The 17,021-nt window shown below is 37.0% G+C and carries 13 protein-coding genes; 10 read left to right on the top strand and 3 right to left on the bottom strand.

The window, feature by feature from the left end; translation table 11 throughout:
• Positions 1-2 precede the first annotated feature (2 nt).
• From N7603_RS07920 to N7603_RS07875, 10 genes are all read left to right on the top strand, one after another.
• A complete protein-coding gene (locus tag N7603_RS07920) occupies positions 3-7,601 on the top strand; it encodes a beta strand repeat-containing protein (protein ID WP_262096897.1) in 7,599 nt (2,532 codons plus the stop codon).
• A gap of 107 nt (positions 7,602-7,708) precedes the next feature.
• Positions 7,709-8,011 carry a PadR family transcriptional regulator gene (locus N7603_RS07915; RefSeq protein ID WP_262096896.1) on the top strand — a complete coding sequence of 101 codons (303 nt, stop codon included), beginning with the start codon at positions 7,709-7,711 and terminating at the stop codon, positions 8,009-8,011.
• A gap of 3 nt (positions 8,012-8,014) precedes the next feature.
• Positions 8,015-8,557 carry an HAAS signaling domain-containing protein gene (locus N7603_RS07910; protein ID WP_262096895.1) on the top strand — a complete coding sequence of 181 codons (543 nt, stop codon included), beginning with the start codon at positions 8,015-8,017 and terminating at the stop codon, positions 8,555-8,557.
• The gene (locus N7603_RS07905) at positions 8,554-9,435 is read left to right on the top strand and encodes a DUF4097 family beta strand repeat-containing protein (protein WP_262096894.1); all 882 of its coding nucleotides are present in this window, start codon (positions 8,554-8,556) and stop codon (positions 9,433-9,435) included. Before N7603_RS07910 ends, N7603_RS07905 begins: the two co-directional genes overlap by 4 nt.
• 44 nt (positions 9,436-9,479) lie before the next feature.
• Positions 9,480-9,941 (top strand): methylated-DNA--[protein]-cysteine S-methyltransferase, encoded by a 462-nt coding sequence (locus N7603_RS09020; RefSeq protein WP_305072005.1) that lies wholly within the window; start codon positions 9,480-9,482, stop codon positions 9,939-9,941.
• Positions 9,931-10,548, top strand: a complete 618-nt coding sequence (locus tag N7603_RS07895) for a DNA-3-methyladenine glycosylase family protein (protein ID WP_262096893.1) — start codon at positions 9,931-9,933, stop codon at positions 10,546-10,548. The genes N7603_RS09020 and N7603_RS07895 overlap by 11 nt, the downstream gene beginning before the upstream one ends.
• Positions 10,549-10,737: 189 nt before the next feature.
• Entirely contained in the window at positions 10,738-12,009 is a 1,272-nt protein-coding gene (locus N7603_RS07890) for a Y-family DNA polymerase (RefSeq protein WP_262096892.1), read from the top strand.
• Positions 12,002-12,334 carry a YolD-like family protein gene (locus N7603_RS07885; protein WP_262096891.1) on the top strand — a complete coding sequence of 111 codons (333 nt, stop codon included), beginning with the start codon at positions 12,002-12,004 and terminating at the stop codon, positions 12,332-12,334. The genes N7603_RS07890 and N7603_RS07885 overlap by 8 nt, the downstream gene beginning before the upstream one ends.
• 74 nt (positions 12,335-12,408) lie before the next feature.
• Positions 12,409-13,647, top strand: a complete 1,239-nt coding sequence (locus N7603_RS07880; protein ID WP_262096890.1) for a Gfo/Idh/MocA family protein — start codon at positions 12,409-12,411, stop codon at positions 13,645-13,647.
• Positions 13,644-14,720: a GNAT family N-acetyltransferase gene (locus N7603_RS07875; RefSeq protein ID WP_262096889.1), complete on the top strand. Its 1,077-nt coding sequence runs from the start codon at positions 13,644-13,646 to the stop codon at positions 14,718-14,720. The genes N7603_RS07880 and N7603_RS07875 overlap by 4 nt, the downstream gene beginning before the upstream one ends.
• Before the next feature lie 149 nt (positions 14,721-14,869).
• Here N7603_RS07875 and N7603_RS07870 read toward each other — a convergent pair whose 3' ends face one another.
• The 3 genes from N7603_RS07870 to N7603_RS07860 form a co-directional block, all read right to left on the bottom strand.
• Positions 14,870-15,655: a TPM domain-containing protein gene (locus tag N7603_RS07870; protein ID WP_262096888.1), complete on the bottom strand. Its 786-nt coding sequence runs from the start codon at positions 15,653-15,655 to the stop codon at positions 14,870-14,872.
• Positions 15,656-15,657: 2 nt separating this feature from the next.
• The gene (locus N7603_RS07865; RefSeq protein ID WP_262096887.1) at positions 15,658-16,248 is read right to left on the bottom strand and encodes a LemA family protein; all 591 of its coding nucleotides are present in this window, start codon (positions 16,246-16,248) and stop codon (positions 15,658-15,660) included.
• A 201-nt stretch (positions 16,249-16,449) separates the two neighbouring features.
• Positions 16,450-17,021, bottom strand: a 572-nt coding sequence (locus tag N7603_RS07860; RefSeq protein WP_262096886.1) for an IS200/IS605 family accessory protein TnpB-related protein, incomplete at its 5' end; no start/stop codon positions are given.

Here is a 17,021-nt window from a genome sequence, read left to right as displayed (position 1 = left end):
AAATGAGATCAATCATAAAACGAACAATTTCATTCACATTAATGGCTCTAGTTACAACACTAGGTATTTTTGCTTTAATCCAAAAGCCAATTACTAAACCAGGTTTTGATGATGATAACTTCATCAAAACAAGTGCATTTACGAATAACTTCTTTTCAGCAAATTTAACATCATCGGGTAGAGATGCAGCTGATACATTCATCAGTTTTCAAGCTATTTACGACATTATAAACCCTCAAATTGAAGCAGTTGTGGCACAAATTGAGTTAGACGATGAAATTACCAAGGAACAAATTGAAACATTAGTTAATTCAGCTGACGCGACGATATCGAGTCAAATTAACGCGCTAGTCGGATCTAGTCGAGTTAATATATCAACAGCAGAAGAACTCTATTATTTTTCAGTATCGGCTGCTTTCAACTTTAAGTATGAGGCTACAGAAAACTGGGTACCTTTTATATTAACCATTCAAAAGATTTTAGACCTTGATTATGTTTTAACCAGTGACATTGATTACAATACGGAACGTGCGAGAAAGTTTGTCCCGATTGGGATCGATATCAATATTAATAATGGTGGTATTGTTTATCCGTATCCATTTACTGGAACATTCGACGGACAAGGTTTCACCATATCAAATTTGTATGTAGCAGACTATAACTACATCATCATGCTTTATGGGGATACGACATTTGTGGATATTCCGCTTGCCCGTTATTATGCCATGTTTGCGCATGTTGGCACTTCTGGTGCAATCATGAATTTGGTCCTCAGAAATCCAGATTATGAGTTGGTAGATTTACCGGATGGACTCAATAGTGCGGCAATGCTTGTTGGTGAAAACAAAGGTTTAATATACAATACGGCTGTCATTGACTTCAAAACCAGTTCAACGGGCGCTGATTTGTCGGGGATGAGAATCAATGTCCAAGCAGCAACTGCAGATAATTATAATGCAGCTGGTTTTGTCCATACCAATATCGGAATTATTAGAAACAGCTATCTAGCTACTCCAAATGTTCTATCAGCATCTTCATACTTCCGTTTTGAAGATAGACCATTTGTTTATTTTAATACAGCAACCATCAATGATGTTGTTTACAACGGTACTTTGCAAGGGATAGGTTATGACAGCGTATTAAATCCTAATGTATCCAGTACTGTTCAACCGGCAGGTGTGGTTAGTTATACCACTGCAACCTTACGAAATGGAACTGGCGTTAATATCAATTCACAAACCTTGACGAATCCATACACCAATGCATTGGAAAAGAATCGTTGGTATTTCTATGCGGATGATGGTTATCCAACGATGGTTGGTTTGACTTACAATACCAACAATCCAGCAAATCCATACTTCGAAATCAGCAACGAGTATGATTTTTATAACTTTAGTAAAATGATTGATTTCAACACCAAAAAAGATACTAAAGGCTATAATGAATTTAAATATGTCTTAACTAAAGATATTGATATGAAAAATATCAAGTCCTATAAAACACCTTCCAAGCCATTTTTAGGTATCTTAACAGGTGGCGATTTAGATTTTAGCGATGTTTCTGTCAATATCAATCAAAATAAATATGTTTATAACTTGAGAATTATTCGACCAGCAATTGTCAATACAGAGTATTTCTTAGGTGTTTTAAGTGTAGTTAATGGACAAGTCAATAACATTAATTTCTACAACAATGAACTTGTCGCAACCAATACCAAAGAACATTATGGTAAAACGTTCAATATTGGTATGGTAGCTGGCAGAACAACCCAGACAGCGATCATCAAAAATATTATTGTTGGTAACGATAGTTCAGCACCAACACCAAGAAAAACCATCGATTTAGGGACTGCTTTAATAGGTAGAACTTATGCTGGTGGAGTCATTGGTAGAGCGGGTGGTAATATCACATATGTAGCACATACCGGCATTGTAGATGGTGGTTTGCACAGTTTCGAAGATATTACCATTGATGGGACATTTTCAATAGGTGGGATCATCGGTGGAACTGCAACTTCAAATATGATTTTAAGGAATAGTTATAATTCAGGGCAAATTTATGGCGTAGGTTCAATCGATAATGAATACGCAGGTACAATCAGACATCGTATTGGTGGTGTTATTGGTGAAATCAATAATTTAAATTCAACGGGTAATGAGCTTTATTATGTGTTAAATACGGGAGACATACATGGGCCAGATTTTTTAGGTAAAGATGGTAATATCGTTACTTATAACATTGGCGGTATTTTTGGCACGGTCTTAGGTCAAAAAAATCGAATTAACCAGGGAACAAATTTAATAAATGGTCGTTGGGAAAATCGCGGTGATGTGATTGTTGAATCGTATAACGCATTCAACAGAGTCTACACGGCTGGCATCGGGATTGCTGAAACAACACAAAGCGATGCTGAATTTTCAGTAATGAATAATAAAGGAAATTATTCCATCACTGGTCTCAATAGTGATAATTACAATGTGTATGTATTTTATGCAGCAACAATACTTGATAATACAACAACAGGAATCAAACTATCTCGTGCTTATAATGATGCAGATTATGTTTTTGAATCGAGTTTTTTCACTACCACCGTATCAACTAATCCGATTCTGATTTCACCATTTTATACGTCAGTAAACAACAATCAAACAACTCTACTCTATGTTAAAAATAGTGGTGACTTACGTGTTGGAACTGTTAATCAATCAATAGCCTTAGTACGGGAATTAAGAGTTTCGAACATTACTCAAAATTATTTTACATATTATAAAAACGTTATTAATTCTGGTAATATTCATGTTACTGATTTTGCTCAAGATAAGGATGTTTATGTATCAGGATTAACTTGGATTTTACCTTATTCTGATGCGCCATACACAATGTATAATGTTTTAAATGAAGGTAACATTATAGTCTCTAGGCTAAGTGGCCATACTGTTATCAGTGGTAACACATATACTGACACATCATTTAGAGTAACTACTTTTGTAAGACGCAATATTTATATCTCTGGAATAGTGAATATAAATGCAGGTGTTATTCAAAATGCCATGAATAATGGAAATTTGAGTTCAGATGATGGACTCGCTTTAACTAATATCACGGGACGCTCAAACTTATTTGCTGGTGGCATAACGACATTCAACTATAACTTAATACAAGATACCGGAAATGTTGGAGATTTAACATTTACGAACGAGACTTTAGCGACTGATACAAGTGCTGTTGTTCATGCAGTTATTTCTACTGGAAATGCTTATTATGGGGGTCTTGTATTTTCATATAATTCAGGGATAACATTAGGCGGTATAACAGCAATCATAGGTGACAGAAACGCATTAGTCTTAACTGGTTATGGATATGGAAATTCTAACATTCTTGCAAGAGTATATGATTCAGCTAATAATGGGAAAATTTATGCTAAAGCACCAGAATATGTTAGAGTCGGAGGTATTCTTGGTACTGCACTGGGGACGGAAATTACAGCAGGTAATAACGTTACAAATAGTACTGATAGTGGTTCAACCGCATTAAAAACATTTTCTACAAATACTCTCGGTGATCAGGACCCTGTTGGCCAGAGTGAACTATCAAACGGTTTAAATTTTGGCGATATTTATGGTATCACAAGTCAAGTTGTCGAATATAATGGCAGTAATTCTACAGCAAACTCTGAGAGAATTCCTATTCATGCATCTGTTGGAGGTGTCATTGGTTACGGTCTGGCTAAATTAACCAAAATGGTTAACCATGGATTGATTGCATCAACTGATGTCGCCGGTGGTGTTATTGGAGCTACTTTTATTTTGGGAGCTGCAAACGGTTTAACAACTACAGTAAACATTGATACAGCTATCCATTACGGGAAAGTTAGGGCATTGAAAAAAGCTGCCTACTCCAATTTTACAATTGAGAAAGCTGATCCTACAATTGGAGATGCTGCAAATTTCTTTTATCCAATTAATGATACAGTTTGGGTAACCCCAAGTGGAACTACAGCTATTGCTCAAAATAGAAAACGTGGATTTGGTGGCATTTTTGGGAGATTACAAAGAGGATTTTCAGGAACGATGTTAGCCACTAGCTTCAAGAATATTCTCAATATGGATAGAGAAATTGATATGCTAGGTAGAGTCGATCAAGTTAGTTTAACTGGTAGTTATTATACTTATCGTTTCACATCAATCAATAATCCTGATACATATTACACTGCGAAGCCATATGATATTACACCATCAGTTTTTACCGGATTTACAAATATTGCGGATGCATATGTGATTACACAAAGCACTAGTGTTACATTTAGGAAATCTACTAATAATTCAACAACTTTATCAAGTGTAACTTTTAATGGCGCTACAGTAAGTTATGGTAGAGGACTATTAAGATATGTAGGGGTACACGATGACTCAAAAAGAAGAACTTTCACTTTTACTGGGACTCAAACTCCACAAAATGGGAGCGCTACATACAATGTCTCAGCACGTGTAGAAGATATTCCATTTATTTCAACAACTTCATGGACAACCCTTACGATTACTAATTACAAAGGGTTTATTCCAATACGTGTGACGACAACGAATGTAGCTTATCCAGTACCAGTTGTTAGAGATAGAGCACTAGACCCATCTGATCCAATTCCACCTAAGTTTGTGTTTGATGAGGATTTTCCGTTAATGCTTCCAGAACAGTCTGATTATATTTACCCAGTTGAAACAGATTCATTAGCTCCAAGATTTACCAATAGTGGAGACACTACCAACTTTAAACCAAATGGTATGTATGTACTAGCTACTCGACTTGGTAAGTTAATTGGTGCTGTTATGCCATCAAATATTGATGTATCTAATTTTTACACAATTGACGAAGTAAATCAGTCAGGTTATATTGATTTGAATAATGTTAATTCAGCTCAAACGAAAATGCCTTCAATTGGTGATTTGGGACTAGATCCACTGTATCAAAAGTATAGCGCCATGTTCCAGGTTAGTTATAATAACCAATCGAACATTGATACAACAACCTATTCTGGACAAACTGTGGCGAGATTAGCTTTGAAAAACACCAATGGAACAGGACCGCAATTAGATGGTGGTGTTATTAGTGGGACAACCATAACATATACATTACCATCTCAAGCCTTTTCAGGTAACAATCATACTTATGAGATTGATTCAGCAACACTTTCCAAGAATGCAGTCTTAGCGAACTATAATCGGGAAACAAATCCAAATTTCACAGCATTCAACAACGCTTATTTATCGAGAACATCCAATGTGTTGGGAGGTACATTTAAGCCTATTATCAATGGTGTATTTAACGCGGATGGGATTGCTGGCAATGCAGATGATAATGTAATTACAGTAAAATTAAATGTGTTTTCGGAAATTTCAAGCAATATTTCTGGTTTAGTTGAAAAGTATAGTACTGAATATACGATAAAAATAGTAAGAACAACCAATACACCTAGTGTAGCGACGACTCAAGTATTTGTCGATGGAGCAGCCAGTACCCGCACAGTAAGCGGAAATGTCACAACTGTTACATCGCCGCAACTACTACCAAATGGTACCATTCAAGCCGTATTTACGGATACTGGAACACACGCTAATGGTACAATCATGCCGTTAGGTCATCAAATGGTGGTTCGAAGTTTATATCAAGGGGCAACTTTAATTGATCCAAGTTTATATACTGTAACCATTAATCCAAAAGCATCCAATAATCAATTTGGGTTTAATATTACATTAAGTTCAGAACTCATTAATGGTAGTTATTCAATCCGATATAGCTATTTCCCTAATTCGACTGAACTCAGTTTGAGTTTTACCAAACAAGCTTCAAATTTATATGAAGTAACCAATGTAGATTATGACACGTTCAGTGTAGATAACGAAAATACCTCTGTTCAGTTTGTCCCAACCAATACGAATTTCACAACTTTTATGGAATTTGGTTATCAAATTGCAGGGATTCCGTACAGAACATCTACTCAAAGTGTTTCAATTACTTACACGCCAACAACTTATACAAATACAGGTGTCAATATCGTTAGAAAGTATACATTATCTTTAGGTGGAACTTACATTATGGATGTATCGTTCTCACCATATGCAACTTTATACGGCGTAACCGCTTGGTACACCTATGATAATGGGATTAGGCAGTATCACTTCCAGTATACACTCAGAAGTCAAGTGAACTCGCCAAGTGGTGCTACCAATATCATTACGCATACGATTCGCGAACGAACTTTAGACATTCCAATAATTTATAAAAACGGCAACCAACAGTTCACAACAGCACTGGATGTTGACCGTCAGTCTTCAGTAACCGAGTTTGAATTTGATTTCAATTTTGCTGGCTATAGCGAGTTTTATGGGAATGTGATTACCCAAATATTAAAAGCAGGTTCACCATATTCACCAAGTAGTAACGATATTCAATTCGGTTTTGGTAGTATGTATGAAGTATTTATTTACAGTTCGCTCGAAACAGGCGTTAAAACATACAATTTTTATCTCCAACGTGAAGGCGGTTCAGTGAACTATCTACTATATACCGTTACCATCGATAAGCTAATTGGGACAGATGCGTATTTGAAAGATATCCGATTCCAAATTGATGAAGGCTCGATCTTATATTATCCAACCATATTTGAATCAGACACAAATGGAAACATTATTATGAACAGTGATTATGACGCTAGAGTGTTCTTTGACGGTATCTCTTACGATGGCGCAGATGAAGCGAATAAAAAATCCTTTAGAATCAATGGTATTGTTTCAAACATCGATATCACAAGTTATTATCCAAACTTTACCTTACCAATTGGCGCAACCATCCAGCGATTTAACGAAACGACTGGTTCATTCACTAACGACTTATATGGCAATTACATTCCTGAAGATGACAGTGAATTTCGAATTGTCCAGTATCGTGTATGGGCTGAAAATGGCACCAATTTTGTAGATTACTTTATTACGGTTGAAGATAAGAACTTCACAGTCACTATTAAGTTCAATATTTACTTTAGAACTACTAGTGGTGTGATTGAAGCCAGTGATGCTGCATCACCAATTAAGCAATCGGTGATTTTGATTAACGTTAGAAATTACAAATTAAACTATGATTTAGGCGCTCCAATCGTGCCGACTGCGGGGAACGTCATCAACGAAACTAACGGTATTAATACCCGTACGACGCTATTCATAGTTCCAGCACCTGAAGGTATAAACAACTACTTGTACACGTTAGGCCGAAATATGACAGGGGCATATGGTTTTAATATTGTAGCTCCAAAATACTTAGGAACAACAAACCTAACCGACCCTAGCAAACCGCTAGTAAATGGCTTAAGATATGACTATAATATTTACTTCATTGAAAGCCAGTTCATCGGAACCACCTCATGGAATGACAATCAGTACAAATTACCTAATCTAGATTCAACCGGTGAAACACTTGGTAAGTATTATTACACACCACCAGGGTCACTCAGACAAATTAAAATTGAATTCGCGATTGTAATCGAAAACTATACAGTCATAGGGAACCAATGGGGTCTCTACGACGATTACACCAGCTGGGATGGTAATTAACTCAATTAAGAAGGCATACTTTGCAAAAAGTGTGTCTTTTTCTTTAAATACCTCTTGACACGATATACTATGTAATGTATAGTATTGTGTGAAGGGAGGTATGAACGATGGATCCCCAATTAAAAAAAGGTTTTCTAGAAATATTGGTTCTCGCTTCACTAAAAGAAGAACCGTCTTATGGTTATAAGATCATTCAAGATGTATCATCCATCCTTGATATCTCAGAGTCTACGCTGTATCCTATACTTAAGAGACTTGAACAACAAGCATTCGTTAAAACCTATACAGAACAGCATCAATCACGCCTGCGTAAGTATTATATGATTACGGCACTTGGCAAACACGAAATTGAAAAAGCACGTGATGATTTTAATGAAATATCGAAAATCTATCGTTACATTTTGAGGTGACCTATGACAAAATTTACATTTTTACAAGCATTAAAAGATGGATTAGCCGGATACACAGATAGCTCAGAAATCCTCAATTATTATGAAGAACTGATCGATGAAGCGGTTGCGAACGGTGAAGTCGAATCTGAGTTCATTCAAAAACTTGGAAGTATTGAGCAAATCATCCGGACATTAAAGAAGGATTCAAGCTTCAAACTCAAAGTGAAAAATAAAGAGAACTACATGCTTTCTGAAGTCATCTCACAAACCTCTAAAGGGATAGCTATTTTCTTTACAGTTATCGGCGTGATAGTTGCTGGTAGCGTTAGTATCTCATTCATTTCGAGTGGCGGGATTTCCTTTGTTACATATTTAGTGTTCTTATTGACTAAGGATGTTTCTAGACTTGAAGTTCTTATTTATTATGTGAGTTCGATGGTTTTAGGCCTCGGTTTGGTTCTTGTAGGTGTCGTTATTATTACGACCTTGATTCGTAAAACGAAAATTTGGCTCGATCTAGCCATTCTTAAAATTGATCAAATCATCAAGAGGAGACAAAAATGAAAACCATTCTTAAAGTCGGTATCGTCTTCATCATTTTAGGGGCTATTTCCGTAACAGTCTTTGGTTTACTTGCCCAACCTTATCTAGAAGAACAGCTAGACTATACCGATATGTCTTATGAATATGATGGAGCCCAATTCACCCGAATTGAACTCTCATTTTATAATAACCCTGTGGAAATCAAACCTTCTACAGACGATAAAATCCATATTGATTTTAAAGTCGACCAATACGAAGAAATTGTATTATCGGATGAAAGCAATGTCTTATCCATCGTGGTTACAAGCGATTGGTGGGACTATATGAGAAACCCACTACTTTGGTTCAATTTTTCCAACATTACTGTCAATCGTACTGTGACCGTTTTATTACCAGATAGCCTCTATGAACTTCAAGTAAAGACCTCGAATGGAGCCATCACACTCAACGATTTAACTCTAAAAAGTGCACATTTAAATACATCCAACGGTAAAGTCGATGTCCGAAATACAACCGTAAACGATTTGACTTTGGGTTCTTCAAATGGAAAAGTCTATTTGAATACCGTAACTTCAGAAAATGTCGAACTCAGTACTTCCAATGGTGAAATTGAATGTATCAATCTAGTCGCGACTTCGGTAGACGCAGAAACTTCCAACGGTCCGATCAATGGTAGTGGGATTGTATCTAATGACTTTAGAGTTCAAACCTCTAACGGTAGAATTAATATCACTGTTCAAGGCCGCTTCGATGACTATAAAGTTAAAACGAGAACCTCCAACGGAGACGTTAAAATCGATGGTGCAACCTATGGTAATGATACGTATCATTCCAGCAAAACCCCATATGTTGAAGCCATCACATCGAATGGCGATATTAGAATTAACTTTGAAGACTAGGTCAACTAGTCTTTTTTGTTGTATAATGAGGTTGAGGTAAACGTATGAATACACTAGTTATCGACACCGCATTTGGACATGTCAAAATTAAATCAGACGGCAGTAGTATCACCCATTTGGATTTGACCAATGAGGCTTTAACACCACCAAGTAACGACCCTTTACTAGAGACGTGTGCAAAAGAAATCACACGTTATTTTAACGGTGAAAAAGTTAACTTTAGTGTACCATTAAAACCAATTGGGACACCCTTTCAACAATGTGTTTGGGACGCCTTGACGCGAATTCCCTATGGTGAAACCAGGAGCTATCAAGATATCGCCATAGCGATTGGAAATCAGGATGCAGTGCGTGCAGTTGGGGGCGCGGTGAACAAAAATCCCATCATGATTATCATACCTTGTCACCGTGTTATTGGTAAGGATGGTTCATTGGTTGGTTTTTACGGCGGACTTGAACTTAAAACAAGATTACTGAATTTAGAAGGACATCATTATGGACTTTAAGTACGACGAAAAAGCCCTCGAATACCTAAAGAAAAAAGATAAAAAACTCGGTGAAGTGATTGAACGGATAGGTCCGATTAAACGCCGTATTGATGACAATTTATTTGAATCGTTGATTGGATCGATTGTCGCACAACAAATCTCAGGTAAAGCCTATGAAACCGTCTTTAAAAGGCTCAAAGCAAAAACTTCAATCACACCAGAAGGCTTATTAGAATTAACAAATCTAGACATTCAATCCTGTGGCATGAGTCTTAAAAAAGCGCCCTACATTCACAGCGTGGCACAGTATTTTCAAACGGTAGACATCGAAGTTTTGAAAACCGAACCCGATGAAGTAATTATCGAAAAACTGATTCAGCTCAAAGGCGTTGGACGGTGGACTGCTGAAATGTTACTCATTTTCTCACTCAATCGAATGAACGTTTTATCTAAAAATGATCTCGCGATCAGAAGAGGGATTTCGATGTTATATCACCATAAGAAAATTACGACAGAACTGCTCGAGCGTTACCATAAACGCTACAGTCCATACGCGAGTCTCGCCTCCTTGTATCTTTGGGAAATCTCGTCCGGACGCTATGGGCACGTAGATTATCAAAAATAATGCATAAAAATCACCCGAAAGCGGTGATTTTTCTCTTCAATTCCGCTTAAATGAATGAAAATCCCCTACCTAAAACCTCGATCAAAACCGATGAAAAATCACTGTTTAGTTTCATTTTAAACAAGATATTTTCATCTTTTTTACATAAAAAGGATTGATATAATGGGTACACAAAAGGGAGGTGAGACCATGGAAGAGTATCGATTACATCGAAATATACTGTGTATAGATTTAAAGAGTTTTTACGCATCGGTTGAGTGTAGTCTAAGAGGCTTTGACCCATTTAAAACCCCACTTGTTGTGGCGGACAAGTCTCGTGGTAAAGGTGCCATCACTTTGGCCGTCACCCCTTTCTTGAAAAAGCTCGGCATCCCAAGTCGTTGTCGTATTTACGACATCCCTGAAAATCTTCGTGATAAAATTATTTTCGCGAGACCTCAAATGAAGACCTATATGGAGTACTCAATGAAGATTGTAGAAATCTATTTGTCATTCATCTCTGAGGAAGACCTCTATGTATACTCAGTCGACGAGGCATTCTTGGACGTAACCTCCTACCTCAACTTTTATCAAATGACAGATGTTGAACTCGCGAAGAAAATCGTCGACAAGATCTCAAGCGAACTTCACTTACCCTCAAGTTGTGGCATCGGTCCAAATATGATTATGGCCAAAATGGCACTCGATATCGATTCTAAAAAAGCAAAGGATTCGATTGCGAAATGGACGTATGAAGATATCCCAACTAAACTATGGCCAGTCAAACCTATCTCTGAAATGTGGGGAATTGGAAACCGAATGGAACACCATTTAAACCTCTTAGGTTTAGAGACAATTGGTGATATTGCCAATTATGACAAAGCCTTATTAAAACGAAAATTTGGTGTGATTGGCGAAGAACTATGGTACCACACCCACGGTATCGATATGAGTATTCTACAGGATAAAAATAAACTTAGAGCTCAAAACAAGAGTTATGGCCATTCACAAATCCTCTTTAGAAATTATTACGCCCCAGAGATTTATACCATCATCTTAGAAATGGCCGATGAAGTTACGAGACGGTTGCGTATCGGACGTAAAAAATGCCGTGTTATCCACTTTGGTGCGGGCTATTCTAAAGATACCCATGGCGGCTTACATAAACAGGTCACGTTAGATCGTCCAACTTCGAGTTTTAAGTTAATTTATGACACGTGCATCGATATCTTTAATGAACAATACGATGGTAGCCCAGTACGCTCGATTGGTATTTCGTTAGGTGGCTTAACGGAAAACGATACCCACCAGTTCAGCCTATTTGAGGACTTAGAACGGGATGAAAATGAGTATCAACTTCTTGCCTCTGTCGATGAAATTAAAATGCGCTATGGCAAGAACGCAGTGAATCGAGGGTCATCCTTGAACAAAGAATCAACCATTCGTGAACGCAATGGATTCGTAGGTGGTCACCATGAGTAAGTATGTAGACCGTGGGATCATCAAATGGTCACCTTTTGATGGGTTAGCGGGGTTTAACGATTTATTCACAGAACTTCGTAACCGCCTAACAAAGATGGATAAACCGACTTTACTAGAAGACCGTCTTGAAGAATTAGATCAGAAACTGAAGACAGCCTTAGAACACAATGCTTATACGCTATTCGAATACTTTAACGATGGTCATATTCGCTATGTTGAAGGATACATCCTAAAAATCGATACCATTCACCATTTAGTATGGCTTTACGACAAACAAAAAATCGCGATTACCGATATTTTAGATATTCATGAAATACAAACTTAACGGTTTGTATTTTTTGATTCAATGAAGAGTTTTTTTTGAGGTAGTTACATGATATGATATGCATAGGTGATAACATGATAACAGCTATTTTATTGGGTGCCGGTAATCGCGGTGAACACGCATACGGACGCTTCGCATTAGAAAATAAATCAGATATTCGATTTGTTGGTGTCGCAGAGTCTAATCCACAAAGACGAGCATCGTTTTCGAGGTTCCATCAAATTCCAGTAACACATCAATTTGAAGACTATAACGACATTTTAAACCAACCGCGGATGGCAGACGCTTGTTTTATTTGTCTACAAGACCAAATGCATTTTGAACCCACATTAAAAGCACTTGAATTAGGCTATCATGTGTTTCTAGAAAAGCCGATGGCACTTGAAGCGAAAGCGGTGATGGCAATTTACGAAGCAGCCAAAAAAGCGAAACGCAATGTTGTGGTTGGTCATGTATTGCGTTATACGCCTTTTTTTAACGCGATTAAAGATGTCATCGACCGAAAAGAAATCGGTGAAATCATGACCATTCAACATAACGAAAATGTCTCTTATTGGCACCAAGCACATAGCTATGTCCGTGGAAATTGGCGAAATACACAAATCGCTTCGCCGATGATTTTAGCGAAATCATGTCACGATATGGATATCCTTGCGTGGTTAATTGGTGTTAAGCCTAAGTATGTTGCTTCCTTCGGGTCTCTAACGCATTTTAAATCAACCACAGAAGACTATGTACCTGATTACTGCATGTCAGGCTGTAAAAAACAAGATACCTGTCCTTATTACGCACCTAAGGTTTACTTAAATGCACCCGATTGGATGAAGTTTCCAGTATCTGATGATATTTCAGATGGTGGATTATTAAAAGCACTAGAAAAAGGACCTTATGGCCGTTGTGTATATAGAAGTGACAATGATGTTGTTGACCACCAAGTGGTCTCAATTGAATTTGAAAATGAAACTACAGCGAGTTTTACCATGACGGCGTTTACCCATGAAAATACGCGTACACTGAAAGTAATGGGGACGAAGGGTGAGATTCGTGGTCATATGGATTTGAATGAAATTGAAATCCATATTTTCGGTAATCTAGATAAACAAGTCATTCGGTTATCTGAAAGCAACTACGGTCATGGTGGCGGTGATTACGGGATCATGAAACGTTTTATCGATTTGATTGAAAGTGATACCCTCGATTTAGAAGGACTCGATGTTTCAATTCGAGGCCATTTACTCGCATTCATGGCTGAAACAGCACGACTTGAAAAACAAGTCATCGATTATGATGCGTTCATAAAGAGGTATTTATGATTCGATATCAAACAGCCAACTCCAAAACTAGAACTCAAGCCATTCAATTATCAATCGATACATTTAAATCCAACATGGGGGACCAATTCACCTTATTATTTAGTCAAAAAAACCAAAAACACATGTTTTTAGGACTAGATGATCAGAAAGTCGTTTCTATGGTGAACTATTATCCATCAAGAATTTCTATAGATGGGGTATCCTTTTTAGCAGCTTCGATTGGGTCGGTTTGTACAAATAAAGCGTATCGTGGACAAAATATCGCAAGCACGCTACTTCATCGGGCAGAAAAACAAATGCTAAAAGAATCTGTGGATTTTACCATCATTTCTGGATCAGGTGGTATTTACGAACGATTCGGTGCTTTAGATGTCGGGTATATGCATGAGTATCATCTAGCTATTGATAAACTACAATCCAGTCAAAGTCTTAAATTGAGAGACTATCAGGTACAGGATTTTGATTCTGTGTATTCAATTTATCAAAAAGAGAAGAGACGCTATATTCGAAGTAAAAATGAATTCAAACAATTACTCATCTCACAGCGCGTACCAGATGAAGATTGTGATTATCCTATGGTGGTTTTAACAGAACAAGACAAAATTATCGGATACTATATCATGAACCGATACCCTAAAGCGGACGACATCTGGATTAAGGAACTGTCTGGAAATCGGAATAAACTCTATCATGGATTTCATCTACTCCTAAAATACTATAAGAAAACAGAACTGCGTTTCATTATAGGACCAGAAGATCGATTAAATGGGTTAATTAAAGTTAAACCATTTAAAAAAATTACACAAGAAGCAAGTATAAGAATCATCCACCCAACTTCATTTGTCACGAAATTAAACATGTATCTTGATAAGAAACATGAAACATGCCGTGTCTTTTACAACGGAAATTATCAAATATTCAAGGATGAAAAAACGTATATTATGGATGATAAGACGTTTACACTGTGGGTTTTTGGACACCCTAAAAAGTCAGTTAATAATCCTAATGAACCTCAAAAAGTTGTGGGAATACCTTTACCATTACCGTGGTCTCACAATCTAAACTATCAATAAGATTTTATATACATAGTATATAGTAATCACTATTTTTAGAATAGTGCATATAATATCATTTAATATCAAATAAATTAAGCAGATTATTCAGGATATCAAATAGCAAAAAAAGAGTCGTTTAGATCACATCAAAACGTCTCTTTTACTATTTATATACCACGGCCACCACTTCGGCCACCGCCACCTTTAAATCGGATGAAGGTGAAACCGCCACCAAATCCTAAAAGAACTAAGATGATGACAACACCCCAACTGCCTCCAAAACTAGATCCTAAGAAGTTGAGAGATAAGATACTTAGTAACATACCGAGTAAGCTGGTGTTACCTGTATCTTCTTGAACATATGGTGCACTCATTAGGTCATCATAAAATTCTTCCATATCATAATCGATGGGTGGTTCACCATAGACTTTTTCATATAGCATATTAGATAATTCATACTGAAACTGCATGAGTTTCATATCGATGATGCCATAATGCGTATCAGATAGTAAATATTCATCACGCATGATGTTCATTTCAGTCGGTGTTAAATATTCTTCAAGGCCATAACCAGGTTCCATTTGGACCTCAAGAATTTCTTGAAAAGTAATACCATCTTCCTCATACTCATGAATGAAGAGAATGACTAGAAAACCCATATCAGTTTCTTTATTACCAGGTGCCCATTGTTCGAAAAGTTCGACACGGTCGTATTTATCAATCTCACTCGCATCTTCGACTAAGAAGGTGGCATAGACAATTTGAATGTCTCCGTATTCTTCGTATAAGTATGCATTTTGAGCGGTGATTAAACGTTCTGTGTATTGCATCAACGCGTCTGCGTAGTCGTTAACATAGTATCTAAAGGTTGGATCAGGATATTTGTTTTGTTTACAGGCGAAGAGAAAAAAGCTAATCAAACCAATGAAAAGCCATTTCCAAAGACGACTCATCCTCATTCACCAAAGTTGATATCCGGAACCTCGGTTGCACCATCGTCAATCTTCCAATAGGTTTTGGTTGTCTCAAAGTTGAACAGATTTACGAAAATTACTCGTGGAAATTGACGAGCAGAACTATTATAAGAAGCCACAGATTCATTGTAACGTAAGCGCGCAGTACTCAAAGCAGACTCCATGGAGCTGATTTCAATCATTAATGAAATATAAACTTGACTGGATTTAATTTCTGGGTTATCTTCAGCAATCGCCAATAATGCATTCACTGCTTGGACTTCTAGAGCCTCCGCTTCAGCCATATCATCTGGGTTACCAGAAAGTTTAGCAGCAGCATAAGCGGTACGTGCATTGGTAATCATGGTGTAAATCGATTGTTCTACGGTAGTGTAGCCTTCAACTACATCGACGAGTTGGTCAATTTTGTCTTTACGTTCCTGTAATCGACTATCCACTGTTGCCATTTTTAAGTTGATGGATTCTTCAAGTTTAACCAAACTGTTATATCCAGCGATCAATGAAATACCCGTAATGAGTACAAGCGCTCCAATAACCGCAGATACAATCAAACCAATACTTTTAGAATTCATAATATCCCTCCCGCAAGACTATAAATTTTGATACATTATACATCGCAAAGAATACATAATCAAACAATTGAGATGGATTTCTCAGATAAAAATAAAAAAACATTAAAAAATCATTAGAATGAGAACAAAGAGGTGAATAAATCACCCTTTAAAGAATGATTCATTTCCACTTAACGATTTAACTCGTCTTATTTAAAACGACTACAGTCCAAATAGTACTGTACGCTTAGGAGTGTTCGCTAGAGGTGAATCGTGATTCACCCTTCCTATCCATAAGGCATCGGGATTACCTTTTCGAATCATATTCAATGAGGCATTTTGGTCAGGACTTAAAACATGGGTTTTAAGCTTATTGATCAAAGTGCCTTTTTGACTCTTATACAAACCTCTTTTGATTCTAACACCTGAAAACTCACCCTTAACGAATTCATCTTGGTCTAGATATGACGCTTTTGATGTGTAAGCCTCATTAATGACCTTTGTCTCTATACCAATTTGTTCAGCTAAGTATATGATACGGTCTCTAAGTCTCGCGATTGGAATACTCTTTGTCCACTGATTATATGTATCCGATAACCGTTCATCTTTAAAAGTATCGTTATAACCAATGATGATTTGTTTCACTTTATTATCTATTGCGTGATGGATAATGAGTTTAGCTGCTTTATAGATGCCATAATCCATTTGATGGTTCCGTTTATCCATCAGACGAATCATTTGTTTGGTTAAGATAGTTTGATTGGGTCTACTACTCGCTAGTTTCGCGATTCGTT

This window comes from Paracholeplasma vituli, assembly GCF_025446935.1.
In the GTDB taxonomy this organism is placed as follows: Bacteria; Bacillota_I; Bacilli_A; order Acholeplasmatales; family UBA5453; genus Paracholeplasma; species Paracholeplasma vituli.
This window is presented reverse-complemented; position numbering and strand designations above follow the sequence as displayed.